The 12,984-nt window shown below is 40.8% G+C and carries 11 protein-coding genes, 13 tRNA genes and 1 rRNA gene; 23 read left to right on the top strand and 2 right to left on the bottom strand.

What is annotated here, in order from left to right; all coding sequences use genetic code 11:
- From BLS16_RS20255 to BLS16_RS20185, 15 genes are all read left to right on the top strand, one after another.
- Positions 1 to 64 (top strand): 16S ribosomal RNA (locus BLS16_RS20255); the annotation flags it as partial.
- A 189-nt stretch (positions 65 to 253) separates the two neighbouring features.
- Positions 254 to 329, top strand: a tRNA-Glu gene (locus tag BLS16_RS20250).
- A gap of 57 nt (positions 330 to 386) precedes the next feature.
- Positions 387 to 462 (top strand) — tRNA-Asp (locus BLS16_RS20245).
- Between the two features lie 16 nt (positions 463 to 478).
- Positions 479 to 562: transfer RNA gene (locus BLS16_RS20240), tRNA-Tyr, on the top strand.
- Between the two features lie 6 nt (positions 563 to 568).
- Positions 569 to 643: transfer RNA gene (locus BLS16_RS20235), tRNA-Gln, on the top strand.
- Positions 644 to 650: 7 nt separating this feature from the next.
- Positions 651 to 727, top strand: a tRNA-Lys gene (locus BLS16_RS20230).
- Between the two features lie 6 nt (positions 728 to 733).
- Positions 734 to 808, top strand: a tRNA-Gly gene (locus BLS16_RS20225).
- A 5-nt stretch (positions 809 to 813) separates the two neighbouring features.
- Positions 814 to 890 (top strand) — tRNA-Arg (locus BLS16_RS20220).
- Positions 891 to 905: 15 nt separating this feature from the next.
- Positions 906 to 981, top strand: a tRNA-Thr gene (locus tag BLS16_RS20215).
- 6 nt (positions 982 to 987) lie between these two features.
- Positions 988 to 1,072: transfer RNA gene (locus BLS16_RS20210), tRNA-Leu, on the top strand.
- A 14-nt stretch (positions 1,073 to 1,086) separates the two neighbouring features.
- A tRNA-Ser gene (locus tag BLS16_RS20205) sits at positions 1,087 to 1,177 on the top strand.
- A gap of 10 nt (positions 1,178 to 1,187) precedes the next feature.
- Positions 1,188 to 1,262: transfer RNA gene (locus BLS16_RS20200), tRNA-Asn, on the top strand.
- Between the two features lies 1 nt (position 1,263).
- A tRNA-Met gene (locus tag BLS16_RS20195) sits at positions 1,264 to 1,340 on the top strand.
- A 5-nt stretch (positions 1,341 to 1,345) separates the two neighbouring features.
- Positions 1,346 to 1,419: transfer RNA gene (locus BLS16_RS20190), tRNA-Gly, on the top strand.
- Between the two features lie 155 nt (positions 1,420 to 1,574).
- Positions 1,575 to 2,108 carry a (4Fe-4S)-binding protein gene (locus tag BLS16_RS20185; protein WP_242876385.1) on the top strand — a complete coding sequence of 178 codons (534 nt, stop codon included), beginning with the start codon at positions 1,575 to 1,577 and terminating at the stop codon, positions 2,106 to 2,108.
- A 92-nt stretch (positions 2,109 to 2,200) separates the two neighbouring features.
- On the opposite strand, the gene BLS16_RS20180 is transcribed toward BLS16_RS20185, so the two are convergent.
- Complete coding sequence (locus BLS16_RS20180) at positions 2,201 to 2,911, bottom strand: ATP-binding protein (protein WP_092335446.1); 711 nt, start codon at positions 2,909 to 2,911, stop codon at positions 2,201 to 2,203.
- Positions 2,912 to 3,010: 99 nt separating this feature from the next.
- Here BLS16_RS20180 and BLS16_RS20175 point away from each other — a divergent pair, with 99 nt between their 5' ends.
- The 7 genes from BLS16_RS20175 (at position 3,011) to mscL (ending at position 10,747) form a co-directional block, all read left to right on the top strand.
- Positions 3,011 to 3,706 (top strand): Crp/Fnr family transcriptional regulator, encoded by a 696-nt coding sequence (locus BLS16_RS20175; RefSeq protein WP_092335445.1) that lies wholly within the window; start codon positions 3,011 to 3,013, stop codon positions 3,704 to 3,706.
- Between the two features lie 192 nt (positions 3,707 to 3,898).
- Complete coding sequence (rbr, locus tag BLS16_RS20170; protein ID WP_014903702.1) at positions 3,899 to 4,492, top strand: rubrerythrin; 594 nt, start codon at positions 3,899 to 3,901, stop codon at positions 4,490 to 4,492.
- 496 nt (positions 4,493 to 4,988) lie between these two features.
- On the top strand, positions 4,989 to 5,381 hold the full coding sequence (locus BLS16_RS20165; protein WP_014903701.1) for a PaaI family thioesterase: 393 nt from the start codon (positions 4,989 to 4,991) through the stop codon (positions 5,379 to 5,381).
- A 19-nt stretch (positions 5,382 to 5,400) separates the two neighbouring features.
- A complete protein-coding gene (locus BLS16_RS20160) occupies positions 5,401 to 6,093 on the top strand; it encodes a hypothetical protein (protein ID WP_427846390.1) in 693 nt (230 codons plus the stop codon).
- A gap of 292 nt (positions 6,094 to 6,385) precedes the next feature.
- The gene (locus BLS16_RS20155) at positions 6,386 to 9,058 is read left to right on the top strand and encodes a calcium-translocating P-type ATPase, PMCA-type (protein ID WP_092335443.1); all 2,673 of its coding nucleotides are present in this window, start codon (positions 6,386 to 6,388) and stop codon (positions 9,056 to 9,058) included.
- Positions 9,059 to 9,265: 207 nt separating this feature from the next.
- Complete coding sequence (gene map / locus BLS16_RS20150; protein WP_092335442.1) at positions 9,266 to 10,015, top strand: type I methionyl aminopeptidase; 750 nt, start codon at positions 9,266 to 9,268, stop codon at positions 10,013 to 10,015.
- A gap of 306 nt (positions 10,016 to 10,321) precedes the next feature.
- Complete coding sequence (gene mscL / locus BLS16_RS20145) at positions 10,322 to 10,747, top strand: large-conductance mechanosensitive channel protein MscL (protein WP_092335441.1); 426 nt, start codon at positions 10,322 to 10,324, stop codon at positions 10,745 to 10,747.
- 10 nt (positions 10,748 to 10,757) lie between these two features.
- Here the strand turns inward: mscL and BLS16_RS20140 are convergent, their stop codons facing one another.
- Positions 10,758 to 11,675: an RluA family pseudouridine synthase gene (locus tag BLS16_RS20140; RefSeq protein WP_092335440.1), complete on the bottom strand. Its 918-nt coding sequence runs from the start codon at positions 11,673 to 11,675 to the stop codon at positions 10,758 to 10,760.
- Positions 11,676 to 11,836: 161 nt separating this feature from the next.
- Here BLS16_RS20140 and BLS16_RS20135 point away from each other — a divergent pair, with 161 nt between their 5' ends.
- Entirely contained in the window at positions 11,837 to 12,955 is a 1,119-nt protein-coding gene (locus tag BLS16_RS20135) for an aminopeptidase (protein ID WP_092335439.1), read from the top strand.
- Positions 12,956 to 12,984 lie beyond the last annotated feature (29 nt).

The raw sequence follows: 12,984 nt of genomic DNA, 5'->3' as shown, positions 1-12,984 counted from the left end.
GATAATTGGGGTGAAGTCGTAACAAGGTAGCCGTATCGGAAGGTGCGGCTGGATCACCTCCTTTCTAAGGAGAACGGTTTAGAGCTTAGGCTTTAGACGAACATCCTATTGGTCGATTCTCACGAAGAATATCGGTTGAAAAACTGAGTTCAACGAGAGATCAATAAGAGTCGCAAGACTCACGCCGAGGGATCGGCAACTCATTGGAAACAGCTGTTGTTTAGTTTTGAGAGACTATTTGTCTCTTAATAGTGGCCCGTTGGTCAAGCGGTCTAAGACACCGCCCTTTCACGGCGGTTACACGGGTTCGAATCCCGTACGGGTCACCAATAACGCTTAGTAATTCATTTTTAAGTGATGGACTTACTAAGACTTTAAAATGACTAGGCCCCGTGGTGTAGTGGTCAACATGCCTGCCTGTCACGCAGGAGATCGTCGGTTCAAGTCCGATCGGGGTCGCCATTAAAAAGCTGGTTTTGGGTAGGTGGCCGAGTGGTTAAAGGCGACAGACTGTAAATCTGTTCCGCGAGGTACGATGGTTCGAATCCATCCCTGCCCACCATTATATTGGGGTGTCGCCAAGCGGTAAGGCACCAGACTTTGACTCTGGCATTCGTAGGTTCGAATCCTCCCACCCCAGCCATAATTATGGGCCATTAGCTCAGTCGGCTAGAGCACCTGACTTTTAATCAGGGTGTCCCGCGTTCGAGTCGCGGATGGCCCACCATAATTCGCGGGTGTAACTCAGTGGTAGAGTGTCACCTTGCCAAGGTGAAAGTCGCGAGTCCGAATCTCGTCACCCGCTCCAAAAATGCGCTCGTAGCTCAGCTGGATAGAGCGTCTGACTACGAATCAGAAGGCCGGGAGTTCGAATCTCTCCGAGCGCACCATACTAAAAATCACGTGCCGTTGTAGCTCAGTTGGTAGAGCGTATCCTTGGTAAGGATAAGGTCACCGGTTCAATCCCGGTCAATGGCTCCAACTAATGCGGGAGTGGCGTAATTGGCAGACGCGCACGTTTGAGGGGCGTGTGGGTAACTCCGTACGGGTTCAAGTCCCGTCTTCCGCACCAAAAATGAATGTTTTGGAGAAGTACTCAAGTGGCTGAAGAGGACGGTTTGCTAAACCGTTAGGGTGGGTAACTGCCGCGAGGGTTCAAATCCCTCCTTCTCCGCCATAAAATATATTCCTCGATAGCTCAATGGTGGAGCAACCGGCTGTTAACCGGTAGGTTGTAGGTTCGAGTCCTACTCGGGGAGCCATGGCAGGGTAGCCAAGTGGTCTAAGGCAAGTGGTTCATACCCGCTCATTCGAGGGTTCAAATCCCCCCCCTGCTACCACACCTGCGGGTGTAGCTCAATGGTAGAGCACTAGCCTTCCAAGCTAGCTACGTGAGTTCGATTCTCATCACCCGCTCCATAAGAATTTAACCGCACTTAAAGTGCGGTTTTTTGCATCTATACTTATTCAGGCAGTTGGCCCAAAAGACTAGTTACTATTTGAAAAAAATAAGGTAAATTAAGGGTAGTTATGATAGAATTAGGTGAATTTATGTGTTGAAGGGAATAAGTTCTATGAAAGAATATAGAAATGAACATATCATAGTTCACTGGTATCCGGAATTGTGTTCACATCCCGGGACGTGCTTGAGGCTTTTGCCAAAGGTGTTTAATCTTGAACAACGCCCCTGGGTTAACGTTGATGCCGCAGAACCAGAGGAAATCATCAGGGCTATAGATCAATGCCCCTCAGGCGCTTTAAGATACTCCCTACCTAAGGGTTCGAAAGTTAATGCCCAAAGGGCTAATGGTGTTGGCAATCTTAACTATGAGGATAGGAATCCATCAGAAGTTAAGATAAAAGTATGTTCGAACGGGCCGCTTTTAGTTGAAGGTTCGTCTCTTCTAATAGGGATTGACGGGAAAGTGTTAAAGGAAGGCGGTCGTATAGCTTTATGCCGCTGCGGATATTCCGAAAACCGCCCCTTTTGTGATGGAGTTCATAGTAAGAAAGGATGGGCTCCTGATAGAAACATTCGGGAAAATGACATGGACAACATCGGAAGTGGTAACCAGCTCTTACCTGAAAAAATGGGAGAAAATCAATAGGTATTTCCAAGTACAGAAAATGTAGAGTACGAATCGGCCAAGGTTATAAGACCCACAGGACAATTTGCTGTGGGTCTTATAACTCTTATTTACTATTCTTCGATAACCCTTCCGTCTGTTGATATGGTAACCACATTCCAAGGGATAAGTTTTTCACAGTTTATAAGTGCCTTCTTTACGGCTTGAACAATACCACCACAGCAGGGAACCTCCATTCGTAAAACTGATACGCTTTTGATTTCGTGCTGTTTTAGTATGGCAGTAAGTTTTTCAGAGTAATCGCCATCGTCTAACTTCGGACAGCCTATCAAGGTGATCTTATTGCGCATGAACTTTTGATGAATATTTGGATAGGCAAAAGCTGTACAATCTGCTGCTATTAGTAAATGTGCGTTATCGAGATAAGGTGCGGTTACTGGAACTAATTTTAGCTGGCAGGGCCACTGAGCGAGCTGTGATGGTGTGCTTTCTGACGGTATCGGAGTAGTGTTATCCTGTTTGTTAACAAGTAGTTTGGCATGAGTACCCGGACAACCGCATGGTGTTGGATTGGCAGGCTGTTGTTTCTTTTCTATATGTTTCTTGACAGCTTCCTCATCGTATTCTACGGTTTCTCTTTCCTCAAGTATAATAGCTTTTGTAGGGCACTCAGGCAGACAGTCGCCGAGACCATCACAGTAGCTTTCGGAAATGAGGCGAGCTTTGCCCTCTATTAACTGTAGAGCACCTTCATGACAAGCGTTAACACATAACCCACACCCATTACACTTTTCTTCATCTATTTTGATAATTTTTCTTAACATTATTATTCCCCCTGTTTAATTGTTATTTACAGGTTCATTATATTACAATAATAGAGACAAAATCGGTATCTGGAGATACAGAATAGGCCGGTGAAGACGATGTTAGATAAATACTTTGACGTGATCGTAAATGTAAGTTTATTTTACGGTATTGAGAGAACGGGCATTGCGAATATGCTGAATTGTTTAAAGCCGAGAGTAGGAATCTATAAAAAGGGCGATTATATCGTCACCAGTGGTCAAACCTATGAAAATGTTGGAGTAGTCCTTAAAGGAACCGCGACAGTTAGTAAAGAAAGTATTTCAGGAAATAGAATTGTAATGACTCTATTAAAGGAGAGAGATATCTTCGGTGAGATAGTTGCATTTTCGAGTATGGCGACATGGCCTGCAACGGTTCAGGCCCAGGAAGCATGTGAGATTCTCTTCTTACCAAGGAGTAAGATTGTTGGAGATTGTGATAAGATGTGCAGTTGGCACAGGATTTTTATACAAAACTTTTTGAGAGTAATCTCTGAAAGAGCAATAGTATTGAACAAAAAGGTTGAATACTTAACGATAAAAAGTATCCGAGGGAAAATATGTTCTTTTTTACTTGATCATTACAACAAATCTGGGAGCAAAGAAATAGAATTAGCGTTAAATCGCAACGAACTGGCGGATTTTTTAAATGTTTCTCGACCATCTATGTCAAGGGAAATGAGCAAAATGAAGGAGGAGGGAGTTATTGATTTCCACTTGTCAACTTTTAGAATTATAGATTTACAAGCCTTAAAGGCAATGAGTGAACTGTAAATAAGAAAGATTTTTTCCATTCAGAGAGATAAAATGTATAATTTTGTATTGACGTATATGTTATTTAAAAATATAATGTATTTGTAATAATTTTAAATACACCGTTAGTTTGGTGTAGATGAATAAAGTTATTGGAAGGCGTTTACTATTAGCGGCACTAGCTTAAAGAAAACAAAGTGAGGGGTTTTTTAAATGAATAGTTTAAAAGGGACTAAAACTGCTGAGAATCTAATGAAAGCGTTTGCAGGGGAATCTCAGGCACGTAACCGCTATACTTATTACGCTTCAGTAGCGGATAAAGAAGGGTACAAGCAAATTAAGAACATATTTATTGAGACTGCCGATAACGAAAAGGAACATGCGAAAAGATTTTATAAATTCTTATTAGCCGGTTTCCAGAATGAACTTCCTGCCACCCTAGAAATAAGTGCCTCTTTTCCTGTCGCTCAGGGTACAACACTAGATAATTTGATGGCCGCAGCAAGTGGGGAAAATGAAGAGTGGAGTGAATTATATCCGGATTTTGCTAAGGTCGCAGAAGAAGAAGGCTTTCCGGAGATTGCCCTTGCCTTTAAGATGATTGCTGAGGCTGAGAAAAGGCATGAAACCAGATATAATAAACTAGCACAGAACATCAAAGATGGCAAAGTATTTAAGAAAGATGGAAGTAAACTTTGGAAGTGTGGAAATTGTGGCTATGTGCATGAAGGAACTAGTGCACCCGACGAATGTCCGGCATGCATTCATCCACAAGCATACTTTGAAGTTTTTGAAGAGACTTATTAATTTAAACTCTCGCTTGCGCTCGTTTGATCTTTGTGTTTCGTTTAACTGACCATAGATATCTAAAACCCCCTAAAGAAGAAGGCTCTGACCGTTCTCTTTAGGGGGTTCGCTTTATACCTAAACGCCTATCTTATCCGATGTGTACGATTACATTAGTTATTCCAACAACAAGCAGAGAGAATATGATGGTTCCACCAATAATAATTAGGTTTTGTTTTTTGGTATTGATTTTATGCCACAACAAAAAGATCCCTCCGAATAAATAATCTTAGTCCATAGTAACATTCACTAAATCTAAAAAGTATAGACAGTTAGTCCCAAGAGCATGGGACTAAAGACCTATTAATTATAGGCATACTCATGAATCTTATTGCTACTCTTGTAGAAAAAATTTATACTTAGAGATGTAACCTCAAGCCTGAATATAAGAGACTGTTTGTTTCGAAAAAGGCAGGGAAAAGCTTTATTAATAAGTTTGACAGGGGAGAGAACCGTCATGGATAGTGATCTAATGAAACTTATGAAAAATGATAGGTTCGCAGCCTATGTTGGCATAGAGATAATAAAAGTAGAGCCAGGCTATGCGATAACCCAGATGGAAATTTCGGAGAAGCATCTAAACGGCGTGGACATTATCCAAGGAGGTGTGATTTTTACCTTGGCCGATTTTGCCTTTGCGGCTGCTGCCAACGCTACCGGTAGTGTGACCGTGGCAATAAATTCTAATATATCCTACTTTATGGCATCAAAAGGAAAGTCCTTGATAGCTGAGGCCAAAGAACTTTCTAGTTCTAAAAATATTGCTAATTACAATGTGGATGTGTTTAATGAACATCGAGATCATATCGCCAAACTGAGTATTACAGGTTATAAGAAACTCAAAAAATGAACCTGCGGGAGTAAGAATTATGGATAAATATGAAGAGGTTCTTAATGAGTTTAACCGGAGGCGCCTCAACGAAGAAGCAGTGAATATAGAAAAGATACATTTTTATAAGACGGATAAACGTATTAATCCTAAACAGGAGGAGCCCTTTTGGTTCAATGTTGGGGATTTGCCTGTTTTAGTTTCGGCACCTCATGCCGTTAGACATTTTCGGCAAAAGAAGATAAAAATGTCCGACCAATTCACAGGTTCTATTGTCTATCTATTACATAAGCTTACTGGTTGTCATGCCATAGCAACAACTAAGCTCTATGGAGGAGATCCCAATTCTGATGATCCATGTATTTACAAAGAAAAAATCTCTAATTTTTGCGTCGCTAACAAAGTGAAGTTCATTTTAGACATTCATGGTGCTGCTCGAGAAAGAGAGTTTGATATTGATTTAGGAATTAATTGCGGAAAAAACCTCTTGGGCAAAGAAAATATAATAGAAATTATTGGACAAAACCTACGGAACTATGGGTTATCGAAGATATCCTATGATTATTTCGCTGCCTCTGGGCCCAACACGGTGGCTAATTACGTAGCCCGGGAATTGGCTATACCGGCGGTTCAGTTAGAGATTAACAAACAATATAGGGTACCTGCACAAAACTCCCATGGATTTCATCGACTAATGGGAGCCTTGTTTAGTAGTATAAAGGAATTAACCTAGAGTTATTGACTTAAGAATATTTGACAAGCTATCCTATTTGAGGTACACTGATCTTGTTAAGAGGGAGTAGTTTTATTACAAAGGCAACATACCCGGTAAGGTGCCTTACCTGTCTTTGTAAGCCGATTTCGGTAACGAGACTTTTAACATGGCCATTAGGCTGTGTTAAAAGTCTTTTTTGTTTATTATCTATAAACACGTTGCCAAAATAAAGTAAGGAGTGGTTATTTCGTAAATACTATAAAATACTAAGCTAGTTATGAGATCAAATTAAAACAAGGAGGACTATGTTGTGGATTATTTCCGAAGAGAAGTTACCGAAGTCATCTCTGAATTAAAAAGTAATGAAGAGATGGGTCTATCAGCGGCGGAAGCTGAGAGTAGAATTGAACGTTATGGGAAGAACCTTTTTACTCCTAAAGAAAAGGAAAGTTTTTTCAAAAAAATATTTGAGAGTTTGACGGAGCCTCTAATTCTCATTCTCTTGATTTCAGGGGTAATATCCTTAGCTATGGGGCACATTGTAGATGGCATAGGGATTTTTGTTGCCGTACTGATTGCGACCTCGATTTCAATTATTCAAGAAGGCAAATCGGATAAAGCTTTTGAAGCATTATCTAAGCTAAGTGAAGATGTCCATGTCAAAGTTGTTCGTGAGGGGAAAATCGTTCTCCTAGCACAAAGTGAGTTGACAATTGGAGATATTATCCACCTGGAAACAGGAGATAAGGTTCCTGCGGATGCTCGTATCATACACGCATCAAGTTTAGGGATCGACGAATCTATGCTCACGGGGGAAGCTGAAGCGTCTTCTAAAAACACTCTGAAGATTGATAGAGAGAATTGCCCTCTGGCTGAACGTAAAAATATGCTTTATTCAGGGACTATGGTGCTTGAAGGAAGAGCCATTGCGATTGTAACATCAATTGGCGATGGAACTGAAATGGGCAAGATTGCTGACGAATTAAAAGGTGAGTTGAACTCTGAGACTCCGCTTCAGCAAAAACTGGCTGATCTGGGCAAAAGAATTTCGATAATTGGATCGGTAGTCGCGGCTGCAATCTTCCTTTTCGAAGTTTTCAAGATGTATAACCAGGGTATCTTAGTGTTTGATAATCTGGGAGCTGCCCTTCCGGGAATTAAAGATGCCTTTGTTACCTCTGTAGCCCTTATCGTTGCGGCTGTGCCTGAAGGATTGCCAACGATGGTTGCCATTACCTTAGCCTTTAATATGCAAAAAATGGCCAAAAACAACGCTTTAGTGCGCAAACTTATCGCTTGTGAAACCATTGGATCTGTAAATGTTATTTGCTCAGATAAAACCGGCACATTAACAGAAAACAAGATGACAGTCGTTGAAGTTTGGGCGGACGGTAAAGAAGTTCCAGTAGATCAACTACGAAGTGAAGAAATGCTGGAGAATTTTTGTCTTAACTCTACAGCGGATATTTCTAAAAAAGACGGAAAATATGAGTTTTTAGGAAATCCGACGGAATGCTCTCTGCTGGTATGTGCTGATAAGAATAATATTAACTATCTGCATTATCGTAAAGAGCATAGTGAGCCTGTGAGTGAATACAATTTCACCTCTGCTCGAAAAATGATGTCCATTGCTTATGAGACAACAAAGGGTTATAGACTCTATACCAAGGGTTCCCCGGAAAAGGTACTAAGCATTTGCAATCGGATTCTTTATAAGGGTGCTATTATCCCCTTGACTCCAGAGCATATTAAAGAGATTGAAGCTAAGATAACTCAGCTTCAGGATAATGCCAGAAGGGTGTTAGCCTTTGCCTTTAATGATTTTAGTGAAGAGCCTCAGTGGGAAGATATTTATAATGTGGAAAAGAATTTAATATATACAGGATTCGTGGGAATCGAAGATCCGTTGCGTTCCGATGTTAAAGAAGCAATTACTAATTGCCGACAAGCTGGCATCTCGGTCAAAATATTAACAGGAGACAACATTAACACTGCTAGAGCTATTGCTACTCAGTTAGGAATTGTTAAGCAGGACTCCTTGGTATTAGAAGTTACCGACATTGACGCCATGAGTGATCAAGATTTAAAAACTAAGTTGCCTAACATTGTGGTAATCGCTCGTTCTAACCCAACGGCAAAAATGAGAGTCGTTAAGCTTTTACAGGAAATTAATGCTTCTGTGGTTGTCACTGGCGATGGGATTAATGATGCACCTGCTTTAAAGGCTGCCGATGTGGGAGTTGCCATGGGAATAGCAGGCACGGAAGTATCGAAAGAAGCTTCGGATATAGTATTGTTGGATGACTCTTTTTCCACAATTGTTAAGGCAATTAAGTGGGGGCGCGGTATTTACGAGAATTTTCAGCGCTTTATTCAGTTCCAGCTTACTGTCAATGTCGTGGCCTTTGTCACAGTAATCTTGGCAGAAGTAATGGGTTATGCAATGCCTTTTACCACCTTACAATTACTCTGGGTAAATATTATTATGGATGGCCCTCCGGCCTTAACATTAGGTCTAGAGCCCCCCAGAGAGCATTTACTTGAAAAGCAGCCGATTAAGAGAAATGCTTCCATTGTAACGAAAGATATGCTGTTTAAAATCATTTCTAATGGTCTGTTTATTGTAACAGCCTTAATCCTGCTCATGGACACTCAATTACTTGGCGGGACTGCGGCACAACAATCGACGATCGTGTTCACTTCCTTTGTACTCTTCCAGTTGTGGAATGCCTTTAACAGTCGAGAGTTTGGGTCAAGGAGCATCTTCCCAAATCTTCTTAAAAACAAGATGATGGTAGGGGTTGTTTTTCTAACTTTCCTGGTTCAGGTTTTAGTAACACAGTTTGGTGGAGATGTATTCAAAACCGTTCCTTTAGACTTAGTTATGTGGGTTAAAATCATTGGCTACACATTTAGCATTATAATCTTTGGCGAATTGTTAAAACTAATTATGAAAATTTTTCAAAGTGGATCTAAAGAATAATCTCCGGTAGTAAAGTCAATAGCCACATTCCTTGAGAAGGAATTGTGGCTATTGCATTTGTGAAGCATGTTTGCATGCGCTTTCTATAACGTATTATAATAAGTATTTGGACAGACAATAAATCCGCAGGTTCTGATACTAGACAAAATTCAAAAGGGAAGGCTCAGAAATAGTTAACAAAAAGAGTTTTCCTGAGGAGGTATAGCATTGGTTATCATCAAGACTGAGAAAGAAATTGAATATATGGCGGAAGCAGGAAAAATCCTGACTGCTTGTCACAGAGAAATCCGTTCGATAATTCGGCCTGGAATCACTACCTTGGAAATTGACGAATTTGCCGAGAACTTTATTCGTTCCCATGGTGCAACTCCAGAGCAAAAAGGATATAAAGGGTATCCATATGCTACCTGCGCTTCAGTCAATGATGAGATTTGTCACGGATTTCCGACCAAAAAACCTTTGAAGGATGGAGATATTGTAAAAATTGATATGGTGGTCAATTTGAAAGGGTGGCTGGCAGACTCTGCTTGGACATATTCCGTGGGCCAAATATCGCAGGAAGCGGAAAGGCTGTTAAAGGTTGCCAAAGAATGCCTCTACCTTGGCATAGAGGCTTCGATTATCGGCAATAGAATCGGAGATATTTCCCATAGCATACAAACTCACGCCGAATCAGAGGGCTTTTCCGTTGTTCGAGACTTTATGGGACATGGAATTGGCCAAATAATGCATGAAGATTTGCAGGTTCCCCATTATGGTCGACCCCATAGAGGAGAGCGGCTTCGCGAGGGTATGGTTTTCACCATAGAACCTATGATTAATATTGGAAGATTTCATTTGAAGATTGACTCTAATAGGTGGACGGCCAGAACTATGGATGGCAGTCTTTCGGCACAATATGAACATACTATTGCTGTAACTAAGGATAAGCCCTTAATTATAACTGAGCAGGGGTAAAAAGACCTACCCAGACATTAGACCTTCCAACGTTTTCGAATAATAATATATCTTAGCATAAACCAATTTCTGAGTTTAGAAATTCGCCATAGAACCTTTGAAAATAAATCCATTTGTTATCAACCTCCTATTATGATCTTGTCTTATGTTCCCCAAATTTGATAAAACCAAACATATTTAATTACAGGATTATTGTTGTTGTGAATGATTCGTGAATTAGTAATTGCTAAAAAATATTTAGTAAAAAAATCAACACTTTTATAATTTCGGTTAAGCTAGTAATACCAATTTAAAAGGAGTGGTATTATGAGCTTTATCAATGAATTTAAAGAATTTGCAACAAAAGGAAACGTTGTGGATCTGGCTATTGGGGTTATCATAGGCGGGGCTTTCGGGAAGATTGTCTCTTCACTTGTAGCTGATATTATTATGCCTCCTCTAGGAGTTATCGTAGGAGGGATAAAATTCACAGATATTAAACTAAAACTAAAGGATGCTCTGTTTGACGGCACGGGAAAAATTACTCAGGATGCTGTTACCCTGAACATAGGTAATTTTATTCAGACTACCTTTGACTTCCTAGTTATTGCTGGTTCGATCTTTTTAATCGTTAAACTAATCAATTCTTTGAAGAGAGAAGAAAAGAAAGAAGAAGCTGCAGCTCCATCAATCCCTAGTATGGAAGTACAGCTCCTCATTGAAATTAGAGATTTGCTTAAGAAACAGAACTAGTCTGGGGTTATCAATTGTCAGCATCCCAATCTCGCAGCTTGATTAGTAATAAGCGAAGATCTTTAGGAAAAGGCGCGCGAATTACCATGGGAAGTCTAGTTGCAGGATGGAGAAAGGCATACATTGAAGAGTGTAAGGCATGACGAGAGAGAAGTGTTTGAGTCCCACCGTACAAATCATCTCCGAGTAATGGATGTCCGAAGCCTTCACAATGGGTTCGAATTTGATGGGTGCGACCGGTTTCTAGGATGAATTCCAGAAAAGTGACATTAGTATAGCGATGGAGAACCCGGAAAAGTGTGCGTGCCGACATACCATCAGCTTGGATCTGACGTTTGATAAAGCTATTCGGTGCAAATCCAATGGAAAGATCAATAATTCCATTGTCTTCCTCGACAACCCCTTCGACAAAACCATGGTAGCGTTTGTGGATATGCCCTCTCTCTAGCTGCCAAGCAAGTTGTTGATGAGCGAATTGGTTCTTGGCTATAACAACGACACCGGAAGTATTCCGGTCAATTCTGTGGATGGGACGGAAGAGCCGACTTTCTCCCTTGCGTTCCCAATGACCAACAACAGCATTACCTAAGGTGTTTATTGGATAGCGGCGGTTGGGGTGAACGACTTGTCCAACGGGTTTGTTGACGGCTAGCATGTATTCATCCTCATAGAGAATATCAAGAGGTAGATCTTCCCCTTGAATATTGGCTTCTTCACTGGAAAAAAGCTGAATGGATAGGGTATCCCCTTCTTTTCCTCGGGCAGTTAGATAAGAAAATTTCCCATTTACCCAAACCCGTTCGCCTTGTTTCAAATGCTGTAGTAATTTCACCGAAAAGTGAAACTTATGACGTAAGATTGCCATATATTTTTGACCGGAGTCTTCCGCTTGTAAACGATACTCCCAAAGATCGGGTGGTGTATTCATAAGTCCTCCTAGTCCATAGTTCGGATTCACCTGAATTCAAGATAAAAAATAAAGAGTAAAAACGGATCTAGTGTACATACTTTTAAATAATAGTAAAAAGGAAAATTATGTTGTGTGCAGAATAGTAATAAGATTGAAATGAGTGCTAAGGAGGCCCTAACGTGAGAGATTCTCGCATAGAAAAACTTGCCGATTCCTTAATAAATTATTCTATTTCTCTTCAGCCCGGCGAAAAAATTCTTATTGAAGTGATTGGTCCGGATATTCTACTAGCCCAAGCCTGCGTGCGTTATGCCTATCAAGCTGGTGGAGTTCCGTTTTTATCTAGTATTAATCATACCCTACTACGGGAACTATTAAAAGAACTCACAGTGGAACAAGCTGAGGCAATGACTCGTTGGGATCGAGGGCGTATGAAAGAAATGCAGGCCTATATTGGCATACGGGGCGGAGATAATGTCAATGAATGGTCAGATGTGCCTAATGACTGTATGAAAATATATACATCTTATTATCAAAAACCTGTTCATTCAGAGCAACGCGTACCCCATACTCGCTGGTGTGTATTGCGGTACCCTAATGCTGCAATGGCTCAGTTGGCTAATACAAGCATAGAAGGATTTGAGGACTTTTACTTTAAAGTCTGTAATTTAGATTACTCCAAGATGTCAAAAGCTATGGATCCCTTGAAAGAGCTGATGGAGAAGACGGATCGAGTGCATATTGTTGGTCCGGGAACCGATTTAGAGTTCTCAATAAAAGGGATGCCTGCTATAAAGTGTGATGGTCATCTGAATATTCCGGATGGAGAAATATTTAGTGCTCCTCTCAAAGAGTCCGTCAATGGGCGAATTAGTTATAATACACCTTCACTTTATCAAGGGTTCACCTATGACAATATTGTCTTAGAATTTGAAAAGGGAAGGATTGTAAAGGCTACTGCGAATGATTCAGAACGCATCGAATCCGTTTTTAACACCGATGAGGGAGCGCGATATGTTGGAGAGTTTGCAATAGGTGTTAACCCTTATATTAGTACTCCTATGAGAGATACACTTTTTGACGAGAAAATTGATGGAAGCTTTCACTTCACTCCAGGATCTTGTTACGATGAGTGTAATAATGGGAACAAATCTGCCATTCATTGGGATTTGGTCTGTATCCAGAGACCTGATTATGGCGGGGGAGAGATATTCTTTGATGGTGTATTAGTTCGAAAAGATGGGCGCTTTGTCTTACCGGAGCTTGAGGCCTTAAATCCGGAAAACCTAAGAGGCTAGAGTGAATCGGAACACCCACTTACAAGAAG

Origin of the sequence: Desulfosporosinus hippei DSM 8344 (assembly GCF_900100785.1) — a bacterium.
Lineage (GTDB): Bacteria > Bacillota > Desulfitobacteriia > Desulfitobacteriales > Desulfitobacteriaceae > Desulfosporosinus > Desulfosporosinus hippei.
Note: the sequence above shows the minus strand (reverse complement) of the source record. Positions and strands in the feature narration are given on the sequence as shown.